We start from the raw sequence: 12,610 nt of genomic DNA on the forward strand, positions 1-12,610 counted from the left end.
GGTCAGCCCGGGAAGGTCTTCAGTTCCAGGATTGCCACTTCCGGAGGGGTGGCAATCCGTACCGGCGGACCCCAGGCGCCGGTACCGCGGGAGGTGTACACGAGAGTGTCGCCGAACCGGTCGAGTCCCGTCACCGTCGGCTGTTGCAGAGGCACGACGTATCCGAGCGGCCACATCTGTCCGCCGTGCGTGTGGCCGGACAATTGCAGGTCGACGCCGTGGTCGCGGGCCTCGAACACCTGCCGGGGCTGATGGGCGGCCAAGAGGACGAAGCGCTCGGGATCGCGGCCCTGCAACGCTGCGGTGAGATCCGCTTCGTTCGGGGCCGGTGCCGAGTAATCGTGAATGCCCGCGAGATCGATGACATCGCCGCCGCGCTCCAGGGCGACTCGTTCGTTGCGGAGGGTGCGTACGCCGAGGGTTTCCCAGAAATCGAGCCAGGACAGCGCGTCGTCGGCGTAGTACTCGTGGTTGCCGCTGACTCCGTAGACCCCGAGGGAAGCCCGCAGGTCGGCGAGGGGAGCGAGATCCTGCCCGACGAACGCGATCGTGCCGTCGGTGAGGTCCCCGCCGAGAACGATCAGGTCCGGCTGCTGCGCGTTGACGAGGTCCACCGCGCGACGGGTGAATTCGCGGCCGCGGGACGGGCCGACGTGCAGGTCGGTGACGAGGGCGACCCGCATCCCGTCGAATCCGGCCGGAAGCCGGCGCAACGGGATCCGGGTGTGCACGACCCGGGGCCGAGCGGCCTCGACCGTGCCGTAGCCGACCGCGGCGACCGCGGCGACGATCAGCGTGCCCGTCGCGATCTGCAGGGCGCGCCGCCTGGAGGGATCCGGGGGGTGGGCGTCGCCGCGCCGGAAACGGCGTACCGCTCGCGCCGCGAGGCACACGATCCCGATCAGGAGCGTGCCGAGGACCAGGTACAGCACGACGCCGAGCCAGGTCCAGCCGAGGAATCCGAACGGGCGGGCCCAGCGCGGGTCGAGCGACGTGCCGCTCTGCGCGCCGATCAGAGCGACGACGAGGAGGACGCCGAGCGCGGTGTTCGCAGCGATTGCCGAGCGGCCGCGCAGGCCGGGGGCTCGGACGAGACGGCGGTGGAGCCAGAAGGTGACGAGGGCGAGGAACGTCCCCGCGACGAGAAGGCGGATCACGGTGTCAGGACATCAGCTTTCGGATGGCGGCGGCGAGATCGGGTCCGTCGGTCGTGGCGACGGGGACGAGCGCACCGCCGGTGCGGTCGGCGAGTGTTTGCAAGGTGTTGCGGTTCGTGTCGTCGCCGAGCGCCACGACGTCGATCCGGACGGGTCGATCGGGGTCGCCGGCGGCGGCGACGAGGTCGAGGATGCGTTGGCGGGAGGTGTCGTCGTCGTTGGCACTGTCCGTGATCAGGAGGACGGAGTTGGGCCTGCCGGGGGTGTGGTTGCGGACGGCGTCGACGTAGGCGGCGGCCAGAGACCGGTAGACGGCGGAACCGTCGGTGGTGTCGGCACCGGTCAGGGCGGCGGTCAGCGCGGTGCGCTGGTCCGCGGTGAGGGTGCCGCGCGCCACCGTGGCGCGGTACGGAGTCGTGTCGTCGAGGTCGCGGGCGAAGACCCACACGGCGAGTGTCGAGGCATCCGGCGAGCGGGAGACGTGCTGGTCCAGGGCAGTGGCGATGTGGGCGAGACGGGTGTCGTCACCCTCGACGGTTCCCATGGACGTGGACGTGTCGAGGAGGATCGTGGTGGCGCGGGGTGCGACGGGTGCGCGCCGGTGGTCGAGGAGGATGTCGGCCACGGCTGGGGCGGCGCGGTTCAGGTTCTGTTCGATGCGGGGGAAGGGAACCGCGTCGGTGCGGGGGACGGGCTGGCCGTCGACTCGGAAGCCGGCGTCGGCGAGGACGCGGGCCGCGTCGGGTTCGCGGAGGTGGCCGGCGAGTTCGGCGGCGGCGCGGGAGAGGGTCTCGTCGACCCACGGGGCGTCGACCACGGCGGCGGGGAAGTCGGCGGTGGGGGTGGGGCCGGCGGGAACGAATTCGACGAGGCCGGCGGCGCCACCCGAGGCGACCGCCGTGTGCAGTTGTTGCTCGGTGATCGGTACGGCGTGCACCGCCCCGTCGGCGCCGGGCCCGTCGGCGAGGGTGGTCAGGGCTGCGGCGGTGGTCGGTCCGGCGCCGTCTCCGAGGGCGTCGGCGCCGAGCGCGAGCGCACCGACGGCGGAGGTGGCTGCGGGGGAGGCGGCCTGTTCGGCGGTCAGGGGACCGGTTCCGGCGTCGGTGGCTGCGGCGGCGACGGCCTCGAGGGCGGGAGTGGTGGCGTCGGCGTCGGTGCCGGTGGGCAGGGCCAGGCGGAGGCCGGCCCAGCCGTCGAGGCCCAGGCCGGCGAGGGTGCTGCCGTCGGACTGGAGGGAGGGCAGCTGGCGCCATCCGGTGCCGGCGGTGCTGAGGGCGCGCTCGAGCTCGGCCGGGACGGCCAGCACGACCGGGGAGGTGGCGAGGGAGCGGGTCTGGCCGTCGAGGGCCTGTGCCGCGCGCGCGGTGGCGTCGCTGCTGAAAGGGACCCAGAGTGCGGGTGGGGGGCCGAGGGTGGGGTCCCAGCGGGGATCGGCGGTGAGGGCGGTCGTGGCCGGGGTGGTGGCGACGGGGGTGACGCGCACGTCGATGCAGTGGTCGCGGACGACGGGGCGGGTGTCGGTGACCCACCGGGCGGCGAGGGTGGTCAGTGTGGGGGCGACGGCGGGATCGGCGGCGACGTCGAGGAGCGCGTCGCCTTCGACGCAGGTATGCGCGGCTTCGGTGGCCTGCGCGTCGATGCGTTCGCGCAGGCGGAACCAGCCGACGGTGGCGAGGACGAGTGCGAGTGCTACGGCGACGGCGATGATCGGGCCCTTGCTGACGCCTCTGGCGCGGCCCGTGCCGCGATGTCGACCCACGTGTTTCCTGCCTGTCGTCGTGCCTGCCCCGCCGTTCCCGGAGTCTAGTGATCGGCCGGTGAGACGCCACGGCCCCCGATCCGGTGGATCGGGGGCCGTGGGCCGTGGCTCAGGCTCGGCAGCCGTGGGCGGCCTTGAACTCGAGGCGGCGGCGGTGCAGGATCGGCTCGGTGTAGCCGCTGGGCTGCGTGGTGCCTTCGAGGATCAGTTCCTTGGCGGCCTGGAAGGCGATGCTGCCGTCGAAGTCGGGGGCCATCGGCAGGTAGGTGGAGTCGCCCGCGTTCTGCCGGTCGACGACGGGGGCCATGCGCTGCAGGGCGGCGACGACGTCGTCGGCGGTGACGATGCCGTGGTGGATCCAGTTGGCGAGCAGCTGGCTGGAGATGCGCAGGGTGGCGCGGTCCTCCATGAGCGCGACGTCGTGGATGTCGGGCACCTTGGAGCAGCCGACGCCCTGGGAGATCCAGCGCACGACGTAGCCGAGGATCGACTGGCAGTTGTTGTCGAGCTCCTCGCGCTTCTGCTCGTCGGTCCAGTCGGTGCTGGGGGCGAGGGGGATGGTGAGGATGTCGTCGACGGTGGCGCGGCGCTTGCCCTTCAGTTCGTCCTGCACGGCGAACACGTCGACCTGGTGGTAGTGGGTGGCGTGCAGGGTGGCGCCGGTGGGCGAGGGGACCCAGGCGGTGTTGGCGCCGGCCTTGGGCTGGCCGATCTTCTGTTCGAGCATGTCGGCCATGAGGTCGGTCATGGCCCACATGCCCTTGCCGATCTGGGCTTTGCCCTGCAGGCCGGTGGCCAGGCCGGTGTCGACGTTCCAGTCCTCGTAGGCGAGGATCCACTTCTGCTTCTTCATCTCGGCCTTGCGCACCATGGCGCCGGCCTCCATGGAGGTGTGGATCTCGTCGCCGGTGCGGTCGAGGAATCCGGTGTTGATGAACACGACGCGCTCGCTGGCCTCCTTGATGCAGGCCTTCAGGTTGACGGTGGTGCGGCGTTCCTCGTCCATGATGCCGACCTTGAGGGTGTTGGCCGGCAGGCCCAGCACCTCTTCGACCCGGCCGAAGAGTTCGGTGGTGAAGGCGACTTCCTCGGGGCCGTGCTGCTTGGGCTTGACGATGTAGATCGAGCCGGTGCGGCTGTTGGCGAGCGGCCCGGTGTCCTCGCCGACGGACAGGCCGTGCACGGCGGCGAGGCTGGTGATCAGCGCGTCGAGGATGCCCTCGGGGACCTCGTTGCCTTCGGAGTCGAGCACGGCGGGGTTGGTCATGAGGTGGCCGACGTTGCGGACGAACAGCAGGGACCGGCCGTGCAGGGTGAGGTCGGAGCCGTCGGGGGCGACGTAGACGCGGTCGGCGTTGAGGGCGCGGGTGAAGGACTTGCCGCCCTTGGAGATCTCCTCGGCGAGGTCGCCGCGGTTGAGGCCGAGCCAGTTGCGGTAGCCGATGACCTTGTCGTCGGCGTCGACGGCGGCGACGGAGTCCTCGAAGTCCATGATGGTGGTGATGGCCGATTCGAGGACGACGTCCTTGACACGGGCGGCATCGGTCTTGCCGATCGGGGATTCGGGGTCGATCTGGATCTCCACGTGCAGACCGTGGTTGCGCAGCAGCACGGACGTCGGGGCGTCCTTCTCGCCGAGGTAGCCGACGAACTTCTCGGGCTGGGCGAGTGTGGTGACGGTGCCGTCGCCGAGTTCGACCTTCAGCTCCTTCCCGTCGACGAAGTACCGGGTGGAGTCGGCGTGCGATCCGGTGGCGAGGGCGGCGGCGGTGTCGAGAAAGTTGCGGGCCCAGGCGATGACCTTGTCGCCGCGGACCTTGTTGTAGCCGGTGCCCTTCTCGGCGCCGCCTTCTTCGGAGATGGCGTCGGTGCCGTAGAGGGCGTCGTACAGCGAGCCCCAGCGGGCGTTGGAGGCGTTGAGGGCGAAGCGGGCGTTGAGGACGGGCACCACGAGCTGCGGCCCGGCGGTGGTGGCGATCTCGGCGTCGACACCGCCGGTGGTGACCTGGAAGTCGGCGGGTTCGGGGACGAGGTAGCCGATGTCCTGGAGGAACGCCTTGTAGGCAGCGGCGTCGTGCGGCTGGCCCTTGCGGTCGCGGTGCCAGGTGTCGATCTGCGCCTGGAGGTCGTCGCGCACGGCGAGCAGGGCGCGGTTGCGGGGGGCGAGGTCGTGGATCACCTTGTCGGCGCCGGCCCAGAACTCGGCCGCGTCCACCCCGGTGCCGGGGATCGCCTCGTCGACGACGAAGTCGTAGAGCACCTTGGCGACCTGGAGTCCACCGACTTGCACGCGTTCAGTCATTACCTGCCTCACTCTTTCCGGGACCTGTGCGCTCGCGTCGGCGGTGCCGACGGGCAGCACGACGAACAGCACTCACGTTACCCGCCGGTAGTTTCGGGCAGGTCGGTTCGACCCGCCGCCGGGGCGGTACATCGATTCAGCAGCTCCTCTCCAGGGCCGCGGCGCGATGGTGAGCGCCGACCGCTCGCGGGCGTACTGTGCGCGCCCGGAAGCGGTCTCGATCGTGATCGGCGAGTAGCCGTAATCGCTCAGATCATACGGGGTGGCCCGCGAACCCGGCCCGCCCGGGCGGGCCGGGCGGCCGGGCGCTCACGCGGCCCGCCGGGCGTCGTCGAGCAGTCCGGTGAGGTTGGCGAGGGCGGGGCGGACGTGGGTGCCGAATCGCCTCGTCGCTTCCCGGACAAGGGGCCGGTCGGCGCGGTGCCGGAGCCCCCGGGACGTGTTGAGGCGGGAACGCTCGAGCCAGTCCGCCATGTCCGGTTCCTTCGACCACGCGTACTCGGCGCTCGTCTCGACGAGCGTTCCGCGGATCCAGTCGAGGGGGACGTCCGGTAGCCGGTTCGGTGGGCAGAGCCGGTTCTTCTCGGCCAGGTCCCGGCCGGTGGCCTCCACGAATCCGACGAGGGCGGCGTTGAACGGGATGAGCCCGGTCCGGATCGGTTGCAGCGTGATACGGCCCTCCTCGAAGATCGGGACGGCCGGGGCCGGGTTCAGGCCCGGGGCGGCACAGTGCACGTGCAGGTGGTCGGGCCCGGTACCGATCGTTCCGTGGTCGAGCACGATCTCGTCGCGTGCGATGCGCCGGACGTGCCCGAGGCGGACGACGTCGTCGATGCGCCGGAGCTGGGCGAGTTCGGCGGTGCTCGCCGTCGGGCCCTTGTACATGGTGGGGGTGACTCGCTCGTCGACGCGCAGCAGCTGTTCGCTCGCCTCGAGCCGGGCGAACAGGTCGTCCGTGCTCGTCGCCTGCGCTGCGGCTTCCATCTGCCGGGCGAGTCCGTCGATCAGGTTGCCGACCAGTTCGCCGCCCTGCGCGAACCAGCGGTTGCGCAGCCAGGCCTCGCGCGGTTTGATCCAGCGGACGGCGTCCGGTGGCACCCCCATCTGCAGCAGCCACAGGCATGCGTCGATCGCTGTCTTGCCGGCGCCGATGACGACGTACCGCTCGGCAGGCTCGGCGACCCGCGCGAGCGCGTTCACGGGGACACAGCGGACGGCGGGGGCGACGTCGAACGGCGGGGCGAACGTGGCCGGGACCGCCGGCTCGAGGTAGGTGGCGTCGACGAGCGCCTTTCGGACCGTCACCTCGTACCGGTCGGCGGCGACCCGGGAGACGAAGCGGTGGCCGCCGACGTACTCGCTCATCGGGAAGTACCGCACGGATCCCGATGCCAGGAGACGCCGGCGCATGACCCGGTCGTAGTACGCGCAGATCTCGGGGGCGCCCGCCTGCTCGTACATGCCCCGGTTCGGGCCGACGTCGTCGATGGTGTCCGTACCGAGCGGCAGTGAGTTGACGCCGTAGTACGCGGACGGCTGGTGCAGCCGGACGAACGGGTAGGCCTCCTGCCAGTGTCCGCCGGGTGCGTGCCGCCGGTCCACCATGACGACGTCCGCGTCGGAGTCGGTGATCAATGCGTCCGCGAACGCCATGCCGGCCGCGCCGCAGCCGATCACCAGATAGTCCGTTTCCAGCCTGTGGGTGGGCATGTCCCGTTCCTCTCCGCGCAGGTGCGGTTCCGGGCTACCGGTCGGGTGCGGCGGGCCGGATGTTCTGGTTGATGTGGAAGACGTTGTCCGGGTCGTAGCGCCGCTTGATCCGGGTGAGCCGGTCGTAGTTCCCGCGGTAGGCGGCTTCGACCCGGTCCTGTCCCTCGCTCATCAGGAAGTTGACGTAGGCGCCGCCGGCGGAGGTCGGGTGCAGTTCCTCCCAGTAGTCGCGGGCCCACCGGGTGATGAGGTCGGCGTTGGCGGGGTCGGGGTCGACGCCGACGATGACTCCCGCCCATCCGCCGCCCCGGTACGCGAAGGGGGTCGCGTCCTCGGGGACGCGGCTGGTGGCGCCGTCGATGGGATAGAGGTGCATGGTGGAGTGACCGGTCGGCAGCTGCTGCCCGTACCGGCAGTGCACGTCGATCGCGGCGTCGGTGATCTCGTCGAAGAAGTCCGCCCGCCAGTACCACTGCAGGCCGGGCGGGTAGAGGGCGTCGAATGCGCTCTGCAGCACGGTGAACGGCATGTCGTGCAGGCCGACCAGCAGCGGCGAGCCGTAGGTCCGGATGGGCTCGAGCACCTCGTCGGCCTTGGCGTGCGGTCCGGTGTAGCACCAGACGATGCCGCAGCACCTGCGGCCCCAGAGGTCCTCGGGGAACGGGGCGGCGGGTGGGACGGTGAGCAGCGCGATCCAGCCGCTGAGTTCCTCCGGGAGCGCCGGCAGCAGTTCCCGGTACCAGCGCATGACGTCGGCGGTGTCGGCGAGGTCGTAGAGCACCGGGCCGCCGACGATCATGCCGGCTTCGCCGATGTCGTGGCAGCGGAAGGTGAAGGAGGTGACGACGCCGAAGTTCCCGCCGCCGCCGCGCAGCGCCCAGAACAGGTCGCTGTGCGAGCTCTCGTCGGCCGTCACGAGTGTGCCGTCGGCGAGCACCACGTCGGCGGAGAGAAGGTTGTCTACGGTCAGCCCGAAGCGCCGGGAGAGATAGCCGATGCCGCCACCGAGGGTCAGCCCGCCCACACCCGTGGACGAGAGGAAGCCGGACGGGGTGGCCATGCCGAAGGCGACCGTGGCGTGGTCGACGTCGCCCCAGGTGCATCCGCCGTCGACGCGGACGGTGTGGTGTGCCGGATCGACCGTGGTACTGCGCATCAGGGACAGGTCGACGACGAGCGCGTCGTCCCACACGCCGAGGCCGCCGGCGTTGTGCCCGCCGCCGCGCACGGCCAGGGTGAGGGCGTGGGCGCGGCCGAAGCGGACGCAGGAAACGACGTCGGCGGCGTCCCGGCAGCGTGCGATCGCCGCGGGGTGTTTGTCGATCATGCCGTTGTAGACGGCACGCGCCGTGTCGTAGCGGGTGTCGCCGGGGGTGATCAGGTCGCCGCGCAGGGCCGCGGCCAGGTCGTCGTACGGCACGGCGCCGGCCGACCGGGTCGAGATGGTGGTCACGGGAGTCCCTTTCGGGTCGGTCGCTCGCCGGTGCGGGCGTTGTACCGTCGACCCTAGGAAGGGGGCGTTCGCGCAGCGTTCGAGTGCGCGCAGCCGGTCACGGGGCCGGGGGAACGCCCGGGAGCGGCAGGTGAACGCCGTGTTCGGCGAGGTCCCGCGCGCAGCGCCGGAGCAGGGCGGCACTGCCGTGGGCGGCCGCGGTCCGGGCGGCGGCGCGCAGCCGCGCGATCGCGGCGTCGTGGTCGTCGTGCGCCGCGCGCATCCGCATCACCTCGGGCAGCCACCACAGGTCGTCGCGGGCCTGTCCGGCGACGAGGGCGGCATCGAGCGCGGCGCGGGCGGCGCCGGGATCTCCTTCCCGCACCGACAGGTCGGCGAGCAGCGAGAGCCAGTACGGCATCCGGGCGAACGAACCGGCCGCTCGGAGTGTGTCGATGCCGCGCCGCGCCTGCGTGAGGCCGGCCTCGCCGCCGCGGGACCAACCGCCGAGAATCAGCGCCCACTCGCTGTAGTAGGCGAATCCGTACCGGACGCACAGGTCGGTCAGTTCCGCGACGGCGACGTCGAGGGCGGCGGGGTCTGCCCGCAGGTGGTGGGTGATGCCGCTGTAGGCCAGGGCGACGGCCAGGCTGTACGGATGATCGATCGTCCGGGCCAGCCGGACGGCCTCGTTGCAGCAGGTCAGTGCGGCGTCGTTGTGGCCGAGCAGCCAGTGGGCGTGTGCCGCCCAGGCGCTGCCGTGCACGTCGGGCCGGGTGCCGACGGTCAACGAGGGAGCGCCCCGGGTCAGTGCGGCCGCGCGGTCGAAGTGGTGGAGCGCCTCCTCGGGGCGGCCGAGCTCGACCGCCGAACCGGCGAATGCGAAGTGGGCCGATCCGCTCAGCGGGGAGCCGGGGTCGACGAGGGTCAGGGCGCGGGTCGCCACCTCGTGGGCGCCGGCAATGTTTCCCTGCACGAACCGCGACGACCAGAGCCCGACGAGGCCGGCCAGGAGGGAGTCCTTGCGGCCGAGGGATGCGGCCAGCCGGATCGAGCGCTCGAGGGTCTGTTGCAGTTCGGGGGAGGAGTAGCCGTATCTGGCGTTGAGCGGCGCCGCCATCGCTTCGCGGACGGCGAGTTCCTGTACGGCGGCGCTGCGCCCCTCGAATTGGGTGCGGGCGATGACGAGCGCCTTCTTGTGCAGTCGGATCGCCTCGGTGTGGGCGAAGGTGCTCGAGGCGACATCGGCCGCGCGACGGTAGTAGGCCACTGCCCGGTCCGGTCGTCCCCCGCGGGCGTACTGCTCGGCGAGTTGCGCCGAGACGCTGTCGCTGTCGTCGGCGTGCAGCAATTCGAGGCTCTGCGCGAGACGGCGGTGCAGCAGCCAGCGCTGGGGCGGGCTGATCCGGGCGTAGGCGGCGTCGCGGAGCAGGTCGTGGGAGAAGTCGTAGCCGTCGCGGAACTGTCGCAGGATTCTGCGTTGCCACAGCTCGTCGACGGCGCGCACCACGGCGTCGGCGTCGAGGTCGCTGGCCTCGGTGAGCAGGTCGAGGGTGAAGTTGCGGCCTACCGCCGCGGCGAGTCCGGCGACGTCCCGTGCGGCGGGGCTCACCTGCTCGATCCGGTCGTGCAGCACGTCGGCCAGGCTGCCGGCGGGGGCGAGGTCCGGTCCGCTGTGCATCGCTTCGATGATGTAGAGCGGGAAGCCTCCGGTGGTCGCGTGCAGCAGTTCGGCGTCCTGCAGGTCGAGCGGGCACCCGCCGAGCGCCTCGGCCAGGCGGGCGGTGCCGGAGACCCCCAGGGGCTGCAGTGGCAGCTCGGTGAGCAGACCGGCGGTCCGCATCCGGACGGCCCATTGCTCGAGGTCCCGGCTCTCGTCGGTGTCGTCGGTGCGGGCTGTCGCGGCCACCATCAGGGGCGCGTCGGGGGTCAGGGACAGGCAGAACGTCAGGAACGTCAGCGTCTCCGGGTCGCACCACTGGATGCTGTCGAGGGTCAGCAGGACCGGGCGGCCGCCGCCGATCAGGGCCCGCGCCAGGCCTTCGAAGAACCGGAGGCGCTGCCAGGCGTCGACCATCGCCCGGAGGCCGGCGCCGGGTTCCGGGCGGGTGGTGCCGGACGGTACGAGCCTGTCGACCTCGGCGCGCCAGAGCGGGTCGAGCGCGGCGAGCGTGGGCTGGACCGCGGGGGTGCGGAGCCAGTCCGCGACCGGGGCGAGGGCGAGCCGTCCGGACGTTCCGAAGCACTGGGTGCTCGCCACCACTGCGGGTTGTGCGCGGGCCGTGTCGGCGATCTCGGCGACCAGGCGGGTCTTGCCGACGCCGGCGCCGCCGGTGACGAGGACGAGGGTGGGGCGGCCGGCGGCCGCCGTGCGCCACGCCTCGTGCAGCCGACGGAGTTCGCGTGAGCGTCCGACGAGTGCCGGGGCGGCGAGTCCGGGCCGCCGGGCCGCCGGCTCGGCGGTCGGGCGGGCGGCCGCGGTGGGGGCCGCGTGGGCGAGCAGGCGGTCGGCGAGTGTGCGCGTCGCCGGGTCCGGTGCCACCCCGAGTTCACGTTCGAGGAGGGCGGCGCAGCGGTGATAGGTGCTCACCGCGGCGGCGCGGTCGCCGTGCTCGGCCTGCAGGTGCATCAGGGTGCGGTATCCGCCCTCTTCCAGGGGCCGCAGGTGGATCCGGCGGCGGGCGGCGTCGATCGCCCCGGGGAGGTCGCCGGTGCGGGCCCGGAGCCGGCACAGCAGATCGCACAGGTCGACGCAGTGCCGTTCGAGATCCGAACGGGCCTCGAGGATCCAGTCGTCGTACATGCCGGGCAGCAGGGAGCCGCGGTATTCGGCGAGCGCCGTGGTGGCGTGCCGCAGCGCCGCCTCGTCGTCGCCGCTCGTCGCGGCCGCCAGGGCGGCGTGGTACTCGACGGTGAAGGTCCGTAGGTCCACCCGGCTGGTCTCGGTGTCGCGCCAGCACAGATCCCGGGAGGTCACTCCGACGGCCGGGTCGTCGTCGAGGGCGCGGCGCAGGTGGTGCAGTTCGCGGCGCAGGTTGGTCAGGGCCTGGGCGGTCGTCGAGTCGGGCCAGAACAGGGGGGCGATGAGCTGGCGGGGCTGTGGAACTCCGGCGTGGAGGGCGAGGTAGGCGACCAGGGTCGTGCCGCGGGGGGACCGCGTCACGACGGCACCGGTCGTGTCGTCGGTGATCGACTGCTCACCCAGGACGGAGACGTACAGCATCGGGTCGTGGCCTCTCCAGACTTCAGCGTAGACCCGGCGGGGAGGGATATCGATCGTCGCGGGTGCCGAGTCGCGCGCCGGGGACGTCCCGGGGAGAGGGCAGGCGGCGGTGTCCGCTCAGCGGCGGCCGGCGTGCTCCCGGTCGGCGTCGAGCAGCCGGTGGCACCGGTCGAGCAGCGCCGCGCGCAGCGCGGTGGACCGCTCGGCCAGGACCGTCTGCTCGCGGACGTACTCCGCTCGTCCGCGGGGTGTTTCGATCGGTACCGGGGGGTAGCCGTACTCGCTCAGGTCGTACGGGCTGGCCCGCATGTCGAGTTCCCGGGCGGCGTAGGCCAGCTCGAAGCAGTCGACCGTCAGGTCCGTGTCGAGCAGCGGGGTGAGCTTGTAGCAGTATTTGTACAGGTCCATGGCGGCGTGCAGGCAGCCCGGTTGTTCCCGCCGTACCTGGTCGTCGCGGGTGAGCGGTTCGATGTTGAGGGGGCCGGCGTCCGGGGTGAAGAACCGGTACGCGTCGTAATGCGTGCAGCGCAGCTGCAACGACTCGACGACGGTGTCGGTGCCGGTGTGGCCGAGGCGCAGGGGTACGGAGCTGTGGCGGACGTCTTCGGGCCGAGTGCGGTAGAGCATCGCCCATTCGTGGAGACCGAAGCAGCCGAAGTGCGCGGGCCGGGATGCGGTGGCCTCGAGCAGGCCGGCGACGTATCGGACGGTCTCGCGCCGCCGGGCCAGGTGGGTGGGGTCGACCGTGACCCCGGTGCCGGTGGTCCGGTAGCCCCGCAGGGTGGCGTACTCCGCCGACGCGGAGCCGGTGAGGGTGGATCCGAAGCCGGGGTGCCAGCGCATGAGCTGGGACGGCGTGAAGCTGTAGTAGGTGAACAGGAAGTCGATCACCGGGTGGGTGGCGCCGCGCGCTCGCCGGTCGAGGTAGGGGCCGAGCAGCGCCGTCAGCCGGTGGCGGTGCCGCTCCCGGCGCGGCAGCCACTGCTCGGGTGCCAGGACCGCACTCATGGTTCCCGCCCGTAACGAC

The 12,610-nt window shown here is 72.0% G+C and carries 7 protein-coding genes and 1 pseudogene; all 8 read right to left on the reverse strand.

What is annotated here, in order from left to right:
• Window positions 1-2: 2 nt before the first annotated feature.
• Window positions 3-1,157 (reverse strand): metallophosphoesterase, encoded by a 1,155-nt coding sequence (locus JYA75_RS17725; protein WP_203329231.1) that lies wholly within the window; start codon window positions 1,155-1,157, stop codon window positions 3-5.
• A 4-nt stretch (window positions 1,158-1,161) separates the two neighbouring features.
• Window positions 1,162-2,916: a VWA domain-containing protein gene (locus JYA75_RS29125; RefSeq protein WP_084648630.1), complete on the reverse strand. Its 1,755-nt coding sequence runs from the start codon at window positions 2,914-2,916 to the stop codon at window positions 1,162-1,164.
• Window positions 2,917-3,025: 109 nt separating this feature from the next.
• Window positions 3,026-5,218, reverse strand: coding sequence for a malate synthase G (locus tag JYA75_RS17735; RefSeq protein WP_203329232.1), 2,193 nt, complete (start codon window positions 5,216-5,218; stop codon window positions 3,026-3,028).
• Between the two features lie 77 nt (window positions 5,219-5,295).
• Window positions 5,296-5,488, reverse strand: a pseudogene (locus JYA75_RS28865) (3-methyladenine DNA glycosylase); the annotation flags it as partial.
• A 39-nt stretch (window positions 5,489-5,527) separates the two neighbouring features.
• A complete protein-coding gene (locus tag JYA75_RS17740; RefSeq protein WP_029543832.1) occupies window positions 5,528-6,928 on the reverse strand; it encodes an NAD(P)-binding protein in 1,401 nt (466 codons plus the stop codon).
• Window positions 6,929-6,962: 34 nt separating this feature from the next.
• Window positions 6,963-8,381 carry an FAD-binding oxidoreductase gene (locus JYA75_RS17745; RefSeq protein WP_029543830.1) on the reverse strand — a complete coding sequence of 473 codons (1,419 nt, stop codon included), beginning with the start codon at window positions 8,379-8,381 and terminating at the stop codon, window positions 6,963-6,965.
• Window positions 8,382-8,478: 97 nt separating this feature from the next.
• The gene (locus JYA75_RS17750) at window positions 8,479-11,583 is read right to left on the reverse strand and encodes an AAA family ATPase (protein ID WP_029543828.1); all 3,105 of its coding nucleotides are present in this window, start codon (window positions 11,581-11,583) and stop codon (window positions 8,479-8,481) included.
• Between the two features lie 117 nt (window positions 11,584-11,700).
• The gene (locus tag JYA75_RS17755; RefSeq protein ID WP_006936790.1) at window positions 11,701-12,591 is read right to left on the reverse strand and encodes a hypothetical protein; all 891 of its coding nucleotides are present in this window, start codon (window positions 12,589-12,591) and stop codon (window positions 11,701-11,703) included.
• Window positions 12,592-12,610: the final 19 nt, after the last annotated feature.

Origin of the sequence: Rhodococcus sp. PSBB066 (assembly GCF_017068255.1) — a bacterium.
Classification (GTDB): Bacteria; Actinomycetota; Actinomycetes; order Mycobacteriales; family Mycobacteriaceae; genus Rhodococcus; species Rhodococcus aetherivorans.

Bases quoted from the DNA above. Each gene is read 5' to 3' on its own strand.
- JYA75_RS17740 (WP_029543832.1), bottom strand. From the start codon at position 6,928: ATGCCCACCCACAGGCTGGAAACGGACTATCTGGTGATCGGCTGCGGC.
- JYA75_RS17755 (WP_006936790.1), bottom strand. From the start codon at position 12,591: ATGAGTGCGGTCCTGGCACCCGAGCAGTGGCTGCCGCGCCGGGAGCGG.
- JYA75_RS17750 (WP_029543828.1), bottom strand. From the start codon at position 11,583: ATGCTGTACGTCTCCGTCCTGGGTGAGCAGTCGATCACCGACGACACG.
- JYA75_RS17735 (WP_203329232.1), bottom strand. From the start codon at position 5,218: ATGACTGAACGCGTGCAAGTCGGTGGACTCCAGGTCGCCAAGGTGCTC.